Genomic DNA, 12,786 nt, shown 5'->3' with positions numbered 1-12,786 from the left:
TTTAACTGCTGATATTTTGCACTAACTTTACTTTGGGGAAATGGCGAACGAGTAATTGCTTTATTGCTATAAAGGGCTCTAACCTAGTTATAAAGTGATTTTTGTTTAATTATCAACCAGTAAATAACCTAACTTTACGTATCCGTTTGACAGCTTGTTAATTACGGGTTTCACTACTTGGTAATTATCTATTTAGTCGGCGCCTTATTTTTATATGCAAAGTAACCACGCGTTAACACTTCAGCAATTAACAGCCAAGCCTAGCAGAAGGCTAATCAATCAAGCGCTCAAAGACGAAAGCGCTTTAAGTTCAACATTTATTGGACAGGATAGGGCCCGAGAAGCACTGTCTTTTGGGCTGGGAATTGATGCTAGAGGCTACAACTTGTATGTGATGGGAGAACAAGCCACTGGGCGTTTCACCTTAGTTCATGAGTTTATTGATAAATATGTGAGTAAAACTTCTACCCCAGATGATTGGTGTTACATCAATAATTTTGAGGATGAAAGAGAGCCCTACGCTTTAAAATTACCAGCTGGTGAAAGTAAAAAGCTTGCAAAAGATTTAGGACACTTGATTGATGAATTGTTAGATACCTTTCCAGCTGCTTTTGATAACCCCGGATATCAACGTAAAAAAGCAGCTATTACCCGAGAGTTTGATCAAGGGTATGACAAAGCTATTGCTGATGTTGAGCAAGAAGCTCAAAAACAGGGTATTGCCATGTATGAAGAGGCTGGGGCGATTACCTTTTCTCCAATCATTGATGGTAAACCCATTACCGATGCAGATTTTGCTAAAGTTTCAGAACAAGAGCGACAAACCTTTTACGGTCTAATTGATGTGTTAGAAGATACTCTAAGTGAAGCGTTGATTGAATTGCCTAAGTGGAAACGTGCTACTGCCGAGCGTCTTAGAGCGTTGAAAAAAGAAACTGCAGAACAAGGCATTAAACCTTTATTGAAGGATTTAGAACACCAATACACCGCAGACTTAGGAATATTAAAATTTCTACGGCAACTCAAGCCACACTTAGTAGAAACCGTAGTTGAAGTGTTAGCGGACGATAAAAAAGATGACAAGCATGATGAATATGACAAACGTTCTATTTTAGAAGAGCAATATTTACCAAATATTTTGGTTTCTCATACTATTAACAGTGGTTCTCCCGTGGTGTATGAACCTAACCCTAGCCATCAAAACTTGTTTGGACGAATGGAATACACCAATGTTCAAGGCTCTGTTTTTACTAATTATCGTATGATCCGTCCTGGCGCAATGCATAAAGCCAACGGTGGTTATTTATTGTTAGACGTGGATAAGCTGATAGATCAACCTTACGTTTGGGAAACGTTAAAATTAGTTTTGAAATTTGGCCGATTGAAAATGGACTTACCTCAGCATGACGTGGGTATGGTGAACTCGATTACTTTGAACCCTCAACAAATACCTATTGACGTTAAAGTGGTGTTGTTGGGCTCTAGAGATTTGTACTACACACTTCAAGATTACGACGATGAATTTTATGAATTGTTTAGGGTATTAGTTGATTTTGACCATGAAATTCCTTTAGACAAAAAGACCCTATTTGATTTTGTTGGCCGAGTGAGGAGTCAAGTAGTCAGCTTAGGGCTAGAGAGTATTTCAGCCAAAGCAATGTATAGATTAGTGGAATACAGTTTACGTTTAGCTGAACATCAACAACGTTTGTCTGCTCGCTTTTCTGATGTGATTGAATTGCTCCATGAAGCAGATTTTTTTTGCAGGAAACAGCTTAGTCAAGAGTTAGACGTTGGCCATATTGAGGCTGCATTGGCAGCTAAAACCCATAGAACCGGGCGAGTAAGTGAGGCTGTTCTTGACGATATTAAACAAGGGCAAATACTTATTGCCACTGAAGGTCTAGATGTAGGTAAAGTTAATGGCTTAACCGTACTTGAAGTGGGCGACAGTATGTTTGGAACACCAGCCCGAATTACTTCTACTGTTTATGCTGGGGCAAATGGTGTGGTAGACATTGAGCGAGAGGTCGAGTTAGGTCAGCCTATCCACTCAAAAGGGGTCATGCTTTTAACTGGGTATTTGGGTTATAAATATGCACAGCTGTTTCCTTTAACATTATCTGCAAACATAGCCATTGAGCAATCCTATGGACATATAGATGGCGATAGCGCTTCGTTGGCTGAACTAGTGGCACTTATTTCTGCACTAACTAGCATCCCCGTGCGTCAGGATTTTGCTATAACGGGGTCAATAAATCAGTATGGTCAGGTTCAATCTGTGGGCGGTGTTAATGAAAAAATTGAAGGTTTTTTCAAGCTATGTGAACACAGAGGCCTAACGGGTACTCAAGGCGTGATTATCCCTAAATCAAACCATGTTAATTTAATGCTAGACAAAAAAGTTTTGGCTGCAGTTAAAGCCCAGAAGTTTCATGTTTATGTAGTTGAAACTGTTGATGAAGCCTTGGCCTTATTAATGGACAAAGAGGTAGGAGAGTTAAATAGTAGGGGGCGTTATCCTAAAACTTCTATTAATTATATGGCGGTGACAAGCTTACTTAATATTGCAAATATTGTGGCAGGCGCTGACGACGAATAGCTTATGTGATCCGATAAACTCATAGCTCCTAGGAGAGTTAGCAGTAATTATAGGGTTGTAATTATTAAAAAAGGTTAAGAAAAAAATTATGCAAATTACAAAAGGCACAGTGGTGCAATTTCTATATCGAATTAAAGATACTGAAGGCAAAGAGTTGGAATCTAATTTTGATCAAGAAGCTATTGCTTACCTACATGGTTACAACAACATGATGGTAGGTGTAGAAAATTCACTAGAGTCTATGAAAAAAGGCGATGAGATTGAAGTTGAATTAGAAGCGGCGGAGACCTATGGTGATCTGCAACCTGATAGTGAGCAAAGAGTATCTATTAAACATTTAATGAGCGCAGATAAAAAGCCAAAATGGAAAGCGGGCATGACGGCGGTTGTTAATACTGAGCAGGGACAACGTGAAGTCACTATCGTGAAAGTAGGTAAGTTTATGGTTACCATCGACATAAATCATCCTTATGCAGGTAAAACCTTACAGTTTGAGCTCAAAGTTGTAGACGTAAGGGCTGCAACAGATGAAGAGATTGAGCATGGACATGCCCATGGAGTTGGTGGACATCATCACTAACTATGACTGTTTAAGTCTTTGAAATAAAAATCGGTTGGTGATGAATTAACATCGTTTAAATTAATCACCAACTATAGATGCTAGAAAGTGTCTATTTTCTTGGCAATTCAATTTTCTTTTCGTCACTTGGTTTGTATATGACTAAAGTATGTCCTATTGCCTGTACTTTAATGGCTCCAGCTTCTCTTACTATAGCATCCATAATTAGGGATTTTTCTTCTTTATCATCAGTAGGAACTTTTACTTTAATCAACTCGTGATGATTAATAGCTCCTTCAATTTCGGCCATTACGCCCTCTGTTAAGCCATTATTGCCTAATTGCACTATAGGTTTTAGAGGGTGTGCTAAGCCTTTTAAATACTGCTTTTGTTTGTTCGATAAGGTCATTGGTAGTAATTCTTACAAATTTATTCAAGATGAATGGTTGAAAAGCGCTATTCTAGCGCCATCTCACTGTTATTCCTAATTTGAATGTAGTTCTCTGTAAGGAAAAAATAATTTACACTCGATTAGCTTACTACATTTAACTACTGGGCCAGTAAATTTGGTGGATTAAAGGGTAAGTAAGAGCTGCACGACCTAAGTTTAGAATGTAGTAAGAGTTTAGACTGGCAGTTGAACAAAAGTGACTTTATTTTCGTACAGGTATCTATTTCCAAGTCGATATTAAGGACGACATCATTTTATAGGTGATGGTTGGGGGTTAACTTATAATAGTGAATCACAACGCTGGCTTACAGATAACTTTATCTGCTAGCAGCATGATATAAATTATAGTAGTCTGCTGGTATACAGGTTAGACAAAACAAAATCGTAATTTTAGAGGTTATATAACTTGAGCGACATGGCAAAAAATTTAATTTTATGGCTGGTTATAGCTGTCGTTTTGATGTCAGTTTTCCAAAATTTTTCATCAAATGATTCCAAAGTGGTTTCGACAGACTACACGCATTTTCTCAAAGACGTCAGTAATGGAGTAGTGAGTAGTGCCACCATCGATAGGAACTCCGGAGAAATAAAGGGTGTTAAACGAAATGGTGAGGCTTTTACCACTATCATTCCATATACAGACTTAGCTTTGATGGATCAATTGATCGAAAACAATGTTGCTGTATTCGGTAAAGAGCCGGAAGAGTCCTCGTTATTAACTTCAATTTTTATCTCATGGTTCCCTATGCTTCTATTGATTGGGGTATGGATATTCTTCATGCGTCAAATGCAAGGTGGCGGTGGTAAAGGTGCAATGTCTTTTGGTAAAAGCAAAGCTAGGTTGCTGGGTGAAGACCAAATAAAAACCACATTTGCTGATGTAGCTGGTTGTGATGAAGCTAAAGAAGACGTTAGCGAATTAGTTGACTTTCTAAGAGATCCAAGCAAGTTTCAAAAGCTTGGCGGAAAAATCCCAAGAGGAGTGTTGATGGTTGGCCCTCCAGGTACGGGTAAAACATTGTTAGCGAAAGCCATTGCTGGTGAAGCTAAAGTACCTTTCTTTAGTATTTCGGGTTCAGACTTCGTTGAAATGTTTGTAGGTGTGGGGGCTTCACGTGTAAGAGACATGTTTGACCAAGCTAAAAAATCAGCTCCTTGTATTATCTTTATCGATGAAATTGATGCTGTTGGTCGTAAACGTGGTGGTGGCCATGGTGGTGGTAATGATGAAAGAGAGCAAACATTAAACCAAATGTTGGTTGAAATGGACGGATTTGAAGGTACTGAAGGAATTATCGTTATCGCAGCGACTAACCGTCCTGATGTGCTTGATCCTGCATTACTAAGACCTGGTCGTTTTGACCGCCAAGTTATGGTTGGATTACCAGATATTCGTGGTCGCGAACAAATTCTGAAGGTGCATATGCGCAAAGTACCTTTAGGTGACAATGTCGAAGCATCCCTGATTGCTCGTGGAACCCCCGGTTTTTCTGGTGCAGACCTAGCAAACTTAGTGAACGAAGCCGCATTATTTGCAGCTCGTACAGATAAACGTGTAGTAAGCATGGATGAGTTTGATAAAGCTAAAGACAAAATCATGATGGGCTCTGAACGCAAGACCATGGTCATGTCTGAAGAAGAAAAAACCAATACTGCTTACCATGAAGCGGGTCATGCTATCGTGGGGCGTTTAGTGCCTAAACATGACCCTGTATATAAAGTATCTATTATTCCTAGAGGCCGAGCCTTAGGGGTAACCATGTATTTACCTGAACAAGATAAATACAGCTCGTCGAGAGAAGAGCTAGAGTCTCGTATTGCGACACTCTTTGGTGGGCGTATTGCAGAAGAAATTACGTTAGGCGCAGCCGGTGTAACGACTGGCGCTTCAAATGATATTGAACGCGCTACTGACATCGCACGTAAAATGGTAACCCAATGGGGACTTTCTCCTAAAATGGGACCAATCAATTATAAAGACGACGATAATGAAGCATTTATGGGGGCTGCTCCTTCTTCAATGTCAGCTGAAACTTCTCGTGATATTGATGCCGAAATCAGGTTGTTGATTGATAGAAATTACGCTCTTGCTGAAACATTATTGAAAGACAATATGGATATTTTAGAAGCGATGAAAGATGCGTTAATGAAGTATGAAACCATTGATGCAAAACAAATCGATGATTTGATGGATCGTAAAGAAGTACGTTTGCCCGCAGATTGGGTACGTGACGGAAAAACCGATGACTCAGACAAACCATCTGGTGGGGCAACAGTTGCTCCAGAAGATAATAAAGAGGAATCGAAGGGGGAGTCTCCCAAACCTAATGTTGGCAAACCTGGTGACGCTACACATTAATCTACAATAACTAGAAAAACGCTTTGTTGCTGATGCAGCAAGGCGTTTTTTTGTAAGTAAAGCTTCATTTTTTAAAGAGACAAATTTTTCTATGCAGTTTAAAGATAAATTTTTAGATTTATCACAACCCCGAGTAATGGGGATCCTCAATGTAACTCCTGATTCCTTTTCAGATGGAGGCAGTTTTAATGGTTTAGAAAACGCCTTAAGGCAAACCGAGTTAATGTTAAATGAAGGTGCGGATTTCATTGATATCGGTGGAGAGTCTACTAGGCCGGGTGCAAATGAGGTGACTTTGCAGCAAGAGCTTGACAGAGTTTTACCAGTGATCGAAGCCATTAATGAACGCTTTGATACAGTTGTATCTATTGATACCAGTAAGGCAAGGGTTATGACCGAAGCTGTAGCTGCAGGAGCAGGTCTCATTAATGATGTGAGGGCTTTGCAAGAGGGGACGGCCTTAGAAGCAGCTGCGCAGGCAAATGTTCCGATTTGCTTGATGCATATGCAAGGGCAACCTAGAAAAATGCAACAAAATCCCAAATATAATAACGTTGTTGATGACGTTTTGGCATTTTTAAAAGATCGTATACGTGCATGCCAAAAAGTAGGGATCAACCAAGAAAAGATTATAGTTGATCCTGGATTTGGTTTTGGAAAATCACTAGAGCACAATTATCAACTTTTAGCCGAGTTGGCCGCGTTAAAATCGTTACATGTTCCGTTACTTGTAGGTATGTCTAGAAAATCTATGTTGGGACATTTATTGCAAAGAGATATCAATCAAAGGTTGGCTGGTGGTGTTGCAGTTGCCACTATGGCATTAGAGCAAGGTGCGAAAATTATTCGAGTGCATGATGTAAAAGAGACAGTCGATGCTGTTAAAGTAGTAACTGCAATTAACGCTTATAGGAATATTTAGAATGGGCGAGAGAAAGTATTTTGGTACAGATGGGATCCGCGGGAAAGTGGGTGAGAGTTCGATAAACCCTGAATTCGTTATGAAGTTAGGCTGGGCTGCTGGAAAAGTACTAGCAAGTACAGGCACTAATAAAGTGTTAATTGGTAAAGATACTCGTATTTCAGGGTATATGCTTGAGTCAGCATTAGAAGCTGGCTTGTCTGCAGCAGGTATTAATATAGGGTTATTAGGGCCAATGCCTACTCCTGCCATTGCGTACCTTACTAAAACCTTTCGTTCAGAAGCGGGCATTGTTATTAGCGCTTCTCACAACCCTTATTATGATAATGGTATTAAGTTTTTCTCCGCTGACGGCATGAAATTAGATGATGAGATCGAAACTGCAATTGAAGAGCAAATGGATAAACCTATGGAGTGTGTTGCCTCAGATAAATTAGGCAAGGCAATACGTATTGGTGATGCAGCGGGTCGATATATTGAATTTTGTAAAGGTAATTTTCCTTCAGACTTATCTTTGAAAGGCTTAAAAATAGTAGTGGACTGTGCTCATGGTGCAACTTATCACATTGCGCCAAATGTCCTTAGTGAGCTTGGTGCTGAAGTTATTGAAATAGGCACCAATCCAAATGGTTTAAATATTAACCGTGATGTTGGCGCTACCTCAATGGCGGCGATTACCAAATGCGTGCTTGAAAATAAAGCTGACTTAGGTTTTGCACTTGATGGCGATGGCGATCGCATTATGCTGGTTGATAACAAAGGGAATATTGTCGACGGTGATCAAATTGTCTATATGATAGCTAGAGATACCCTTAAGTCAGGTCGCCTGAAAGGGGGCGTGGTAGGAACCGTAATGAGTAACCTTGGCCTAGAAGTCGCTTTGGCCACTTTAGGTGTGCCATTCGTACGAAGTGCAGTAGGTGATCGATATGTAATGGAACTACTGAAACAAAAAGGCTGGTCGATAGGCGGTGAAGGGTCTGGTCATGTCTTGAATTTAGCTGCAGCTTCAACAGGCGACGGGATTGTTGCTGGTTTGCAAATTTTGGCGGCAATGCTTAATGCCGATATGACACTCAACGAATTAAGTCGTGGAATGGTAAAATACCCTCAAACATTAATTAATGTTAGATTTGAAGAAGGTAGTGCACCTCTAGAAGATGAGTCTGTAAAAGCAGCGGTTGTCGACGCAGAAAATGCCCTTGGTGACAGAGGCAGAGTATTGCTGCGTAAAAGTGGTACTGAACCACTGATCCGTGTCATGGTGGAAGCTAACGATGCACAGGATTCAGCCTCATGGGCCAAACATATTGCCGATGCTGTGCGTAAAGTGAGCAAATAGACCGTTATAATTCGTATAAATATATAAGTCCCTTGTATAATTTCATTGGGTTGGTTAATATCTCGCGCGCTTTTTTATTGGCGCAATAAGGAGTGAAAAGTGCAAATAAATAGTCGAAGATCTATGGTCGCTGGAAATTGGAAAATGAATGGCGATAAAGCACTTGTCAAGCAGATGAAAAAGCAGCTTGAAAAGGCAAGTTTAGAGAATATGGATGCGGTAATCTGTCCTCCATTCCCTTATTTAGGAATGTTTACAGACAGTATTAAGCTAGGTGCTCAGAATATGAGCCAATTTGATTCCGGCGCGCATACTGGCGAAGTTTCAGTATCTATGCTTAAAGAGGTTGGTTGTAGTTATATTATTATCGGCCACTCTGAACGTCGTGAAGATAACTTTGAGTCAAACGAGATAGTCGCTCAAAAAGTTGAAAAAGCATTAAATGCAGACTTAACACCTATTTTATGTTTTGGTGAACCAGAAGATATTAGAGACGATGGGACTTTGTTTACCTATATTGCCACTCAGTTAGATGCAGTATTGAAACAAGTCGGTATTGCACAGTTTGCAAAGATAGTTTTAGCCTACGAGCCAATATGGGCTATAGGTACAGGCAAAACAGCTAGCCCTGAACAAGCTCAAGAAGTACATGCTTTTGTTCGAGGCCATTTAGCTAAATTAGATTCAGATATTGCTGCCAAAATTGTTATTTTATATGGCGGTAGTGTTAAGGGTAGTAACGCTGAGGAATTGTTTTCTCAGGCAGACGTAGACGGTGGTTTGATTGGCGGGGCCAGTCTAAATCCAGACGATTTTTTAAGTATTTGCCTAGCGGCAAATCAGTAGAGGCAGCACATGGATTTTTACGAGTTATTAGTTATTGTTTATTTAATTGTCGCAGTGATGTTGGTGGGCTTTGTCTTGATTCAACAAGGTAAAGGGGCTGACATGGGGGCGTCTTTTGGTAGTGGCGGCTCTAACACAGTTTTTGGTTCTGGTGGCTCTGGTAATTTCTTAACAAGAACTACTGCAATATTAGCGACTTTATTTTTTGTTATTAGCTTGATTCTAGGTAACCAAACTGCTGACAAAGAAAAAGGCCTAGGTGAGTGGGAAAACCTTGAAACTCCAGCAGTAGAGCAAACTATAGATTCTGATATTCCGGTGAGTGATGACGCTGTACAAACGATGCAAAATTCAGATGTACCTGTGGTTGAGTCGCCAATTACAGAAGACGACGTACCGAACTCTTAGTTCATAAAGTTTACGCGGATGTGGTGGAATTGGTAGACACGCAGCCTTGAGGGGGCTGTGGCTTAGGCCGTGAGAGTTCGAGTCTCTCCATCCGCACCAAATATAAATAAAGGCCTGTAGCGATTTTTCGTTACAGGCCTTTATTTTTCTGTTGGTTTATTGTAGTCGTAATAACAATTTGATAAATGTCACGGGCTAGTGTGATAAACGGGCAATAAATATCACTTAAAATCTTTTAGTTTTCAGAGCTATATCCTTAGATCCTTATACAAGGAACGTAAAGTATCTGACATTTTCCGCCTTACTTTGTTAGCTTCCATATTTGTTAATCTATATCGTTATCCGCATAAGATTTAAATATGTTGGTTTCTAGAATGGCGTTTACAGCTAGGAAATATGACATTGGTAAGCTGTAATGCTAACGAGAGCCTAGCAAAGATTAAGTTCTAAATGCCTCTATAAATCTGAGGTAATTGCAATAATAGTGGATAAAGGCCTATTTAGACCTTATGTTTCATCATGCGCTCTTTGTCACGAGCCCAATCTCTGTCTTTCACTGAGTCACGTTTGTCGTGCTCATGTTTACCTTTACCTAGGTAAATTTCCAATTTCACCCAGTTGGCTTTCCAGTACATTGCTGTGGCAATTAAGGAGTAGCCTTGACGTTCTACCGAGCCAATAAGTTTATCTAGTTCACGTTGTTTCAATAACAGCTTACGCTTACGTGTAGAATCACATACCACGTGGCTAGAGGCTTGGTTTAGAGGTTGAATGGTAGAGCCAATCAAGAAGGCTTCGCCTTTTTCAATTGTCACATAACTCTCGGAAATATTAATTTTACCTGAGCGGATACTTTTTACTTCCCAACCCTGTAAGGCCATGCCACATTCTAGCTTATCTTCAAGATTATATTGATGACGTGCTTTTTTGTTTAGAGCGATAGTGTTGGTAGTGTTTTTTGACTTCTTTTTATTCATGTGGAGTATTATAGAGATTGTATTTTTAGGCACAACTAAAAAGATGACAAAGACTAATTCTAGGGCCTTAAGTATTAATAATGTTGCTTGATTATGCTAGGCTACAGCGGTTTTCAGCCATATAAGATTAGGAGTATTAATGGCGAATGTATCTCGCAGTGCATTGGTTAGCTATAGCGCTGAGTCGATGTTTGATTTGATCAATGATGTGCAACAGTATCCTGAGTTTATTCCAGGGTGTGCAGATACAAAAGTATTGGAAGAAAATACTGAGCAAATGCGTGCGTCATTGCTTATTTCTAAGGCTGGGGTGAAGCAGTGGTTTACCACTCAAAATGCCTTGAAGCGCGGCGAGTATATTAAAATGAATTTGGTCGACGGACCTTTTTCTAGCTTAACCGGAGGTTGGACTATTCAAGCACTAAGTGATTCAGCATGTAAAATAGAGCTAAATTTAGATTTTGCATTTTCTAGTCGTTTAGTTGAAATGGCCTTTGGTCGTATCTTTAATTCCATAGCTGCGAATATGGTGGTTGCTTTTACAGAGCGAGCTAAGCAAGTTTATGGATAAAGATATGCAAGACAAGACAATAACACTTGAAGTCGCTTACGGGACGCCTCAGAAGCAAGCTTTACTTGAGTTTGAAGTTGCACAAGGTGTGACAGTTGAGCAGGCTATTTTATCATCTGGCATTTTATCTCAATTTCCCGAAATTGAACTGAGTACCTCTAAAGTGGGTATTTGGAATCGTGCTTGTAAAACATCAGATGTGCCAAAAGATGGCGATCGTATTGAAATTTATCGCCCGCTAATTGCTGACCCTAAAGAAGTGCGCCGCAGACGAGCAGAAAAAGCAAAAGAAGAAGGGCGTGCGAATAAAGTGACGGGGGGCAGGGCATAATATAAATAATTAAGTAGGTTTCTCCTTCCTTTTTGGTTTCTCTCTAAAATGCGTACAAACGAAAAAAAACTCGTCATTTGTGTTAATTTTATGTAAGTTTAAGTTACAGTTTAGAGAGTTATTACGTCTACTATCCCAAGTCTCTCTATCGTGCCGCCACCAAAAATAATGGGTAATAGTGTAGTCCGCATTAAAGGTAATTCATGAGTAATTCAGTGTTATTGGCAAGACAACCGATATTTGATGGCAAATGTGATTTATATGCCCATGAGCTTTTGTATCGTAGTGACGTACCATCGTCTTGCAGCGGAGTATCCAAGCCCTCAACACGAGAGCTGCTCGTCAATGCTTGTACCACTTTATTAAGTAGTAATATGAACCTTGGTTTGCCAATGTTTGTAAATGTTGATGAAGAATTTTTATTAGCGGATGATTTTTTCCCGATTGCTCCACAAAACGTGACCTTCGAAATTCTAGAAGATGTTGAGCCTACTGATCAAGTGCTTACACGGGTTCGTGATTTTAAACGTCAGGGATTTAAATTTGCATTGGACGACTACATTCTTGAACCATCAAAAGAAGCTTACTTTACATATCTAAGTGTTATAAAAATAGACGTATTAAATGTCGATTTTAAAAGCTTAAATAAAGCGCTACCAGGTTTAAAGCAAACTGGGTGTTTGCTATTGGCTGAAAAAGTTGAAGATCAAGCTATGTTCGCTAAGTGTATTGAATTGGGATTTGATTTATTTCAAGGTTACTTCTTAGAACGTCCAAGTAATGTTAAAGGAAAAAAAATTGGAGCCAACCAATATGCAGTATTACATCTACTATCTGAATTAAGTAGAGACGACATTGAAGTTGAAGAGGTTGCTGAGCTTATCTCTAGAGATGTGGGCTTAGTGCTCAAAATATTAGGTTTAATAAACTGTCCCCTTTATCAATTGGTTAGAGAAGTTACCTCAGTTAAAGATGCGGTTATTATTTTAGGGTTAGCAACAGTAAAACAGTGGGCTATTATATTGTCCTTGGTTTCTGTTTCTGCTGCACCGGCAGAGTTGTTTAGAAGTATATTGATAAGAGCTAAAACGTTATCCTTATACTCTAAAGGCAGACCTTTTGAGCCATCATCATGTTTTCTTTTAGGTCTATTATCTGGCATAGAAGCCATATTCGAAATTGAAATGGAACTGATACTTGAACATCTAAGATTAGATGAAAGTATTAAAATTGCTTTGCTATACAAAACTAATGATTTAGGTGAGTTGCTTAATTTCTCTATTGGTATGGAACGGTTGGATAATGAGATACTGCAAAGCTTCGATAAAAATGAAGTGAGTGCTTTAAACCAGTGTTATCAAGAGGCTTTGCAGTGGGCAGATGAAGTTATGAATTACCTAGATTAATCTTCATTATAT

Annotated in this window: 12 protein-coding genes and 1 tRNA gene; 11 read left to right on the top strand and 2 right to left on the bottom strand. The window is 39.5% G+C overall.

All coding sequences use genetic code 11. The annotated features are described in order from the left end of the window. Window positions 1-214 precede the first annotated feature (214 nt). Complete coding sequence (locus EOK74_RS15195) at window positions 215-2,602, top strand: Lon protease family protein (RefSeq protein ID WP_133470885.1); 2,388 nt, start codon at window positions 215-217, stop codon at window positions 2,600-2,602. An 88-nt stretch (window positions 2,603-2,690) separates the two neighbouring features. Next, complete coding sequence (locus EOK74_RS15190; RefSeq protein WP_133470884.1) at window positions 2,691-3,182, top strand: FKBP-type peptidyl-prolyl cis-trans isomerase; 492 nt, start codon at window positions 2,691-2,693, stop codon at window positions 3,180-3,182. Window positions 3,183-3,273: 91 nt separating this feature from the next. Here the strand turns inward: EOK74_RS15190 and yhbY are convergent, their stop codons facing one another. Beyond that, window positions 3,274-3,570, bottom strand: coding sequence for a ribosome assembly RNA-binding protein YhbY (gene yhbY / locus EOK74_RS15185; protein ID WP_133470883.1), 297 nt, complete (start codon window positions 3,568-3,570; stop codon window positions 3,274-3,276). A 448-nt stretch (window positions 3,571-4,018) separates the two neighbouring features. Between yhbY and ftsH the strand changes: the two genes are divergently transcribed. From ftsH to EOK74_RS15155, 6 genes are all read left to right on the top strand, one after another. Continuing rightward, on the top strand, window positions 4,019-5,971 hold the full coding sequence (gene ftsH, locus EOK74_RS15180; protein WP_476704078.1) for an ATP-dependent zinc metalloprotease FtsH: 1,953 nt from the start codon (window positions 4,019-4,021) through the stop codon (window positions 5,969-5,971). Window positions 5,972-6,062: 91 nt separating this feature from the next. Further along, window positions 6,063-6,893 carry a dihydropteroate synthase gene (gene folP, locus EOK74_RS15175; protein WP_133470881.1) on the top strand — a complete coding sequence of 277 codons (831 nt, stop codon included), beginning with the start codon at window positions 6,063-6,065 and terminating at the stop codon, window positions 6,891-6,893. A 1-nt stretch (window position 6,894) separates the two neighbouring features. Next, a complete protein-coding gene (gene glmM, locus EOK74_RS15170; RefSeq protein WP_133470880.1) occupies window positions 6,895-8,235 on the top strand; it encodes a phosphoglucosamine mutase in 1,341 nt (446 codons plus the stop codon). Window positions 8,236-8,334: 99 nt separating this feature from the next. Continuing rightward, window positions 8,335-9,081 carry a triose-phosphate isomerase gene (tpiA, locus tag EOK74_RS15165; RefSeq protein WP_133470879.1) on the top strand — a complete coding sequence of 249 codons (747 nt, stop codon included), beginning with the start codon at window positions 8,335-8,337 and terminating at the stop codon, window positions 9,079-9,081. A gap of 9 nt (window positions 9,082-9,090) precedes the next feature. Then, a complete protein-coding gene (secG, locus tag EOK74_RS15160; protein ID WP_133470878.1) occupies window positions 9,091-9,489 on the top strand; it encodes a preprotein translocase subunit SecG in 399 nt (132 codons plus the stop codon). A gap of 14 nt (window positions 9,490-9,503) precedes the next feature. Next, window positions 9,504-9,588 (top strand) — tRNA-Leu (locus EOK74_RS15155). 401 nt (window positions 9,589-9,989) lie between these two features. Here EOK74_RS15155 and smpB read toward each other — a convergent pair. After that, entirely contained in the window at window positions 9,990-10,466 is a 477-nt protein-coding gene (gene smpB, locus EOK74_RS15150; RefSeq protein ID WP_133470877.1) for an SsrA-binding protein SmpB, read from the bottom strand. A 139-nt stretch (window positions 10,467-10,605) separates the two neighbouring features. Here smpB and EOK74_RS15145 point away from each other — a divergent pair, with 139 nt between their 5' ends. The 3 genes from EOK74_RS15145 to EOK74_RS15135 all read left to right on the top strand — a co-directional run bounded on the left by EOK74_RS15145 (window position 10,606) and on the right by EOK74_RS15135 (window position 12,774). Continuing rightward, on the top strand, window positions 10,606-11,037 hold the full coding sequence (locus EOK74_RS15145) for a type II toxin-antitoxin system RatA family toxin (RefSeq protein WP_133470876.1): 432 nt from the start codon (window positions 10,606-10,608) through the stop codon (window positions 11,035-11,037). Window positions 11,038-11,041: 4 nt separating this feature from the next. Then, on the top strand, window positions 11,042-11,368 hold the full coding sequence (locus tag EOK74_RS15140; RefSeq protein WP_133470875.1) for an RnfH family protein: 327 nt from the start codon (window positions 11,042-11,044) through the stop codon (window positions 11,366-11,368). A 203-nt stretch (window positions 11,369-11,571) separates the two neighbouring features. Next, the gene (locus EOK74_RS15135) at window positions 11,572-12,774 is read left to right on the top strand and encodes an EAL and HDOD domain-containing protein (protein ID WP_133470874.1); all 1,203 of its coding nucleotides are present in this window, start codon (window positions 11,572-11,574) and stop codon (window positions 12,772-12,774) included. The last annotated feature ends 12 nt before the right edge of the window (window positions 12,775-12,786 follow it).

This window comes from Paraglaciecola marina (assembly GCF_004360155.1).
Taxonomy (GTDB): Bacteria; Pseudomonadota; Gammaproteobacteria; order Enterobacterales; family Alteromonadaceae; genus Paraglaciecola; species Paraglaciecola marina.
The sequence above is the reverse complement of the archived record's forward strand: the minus strand, read 5'-3'. Positions and strand labels throughout refer to the sequence as shown.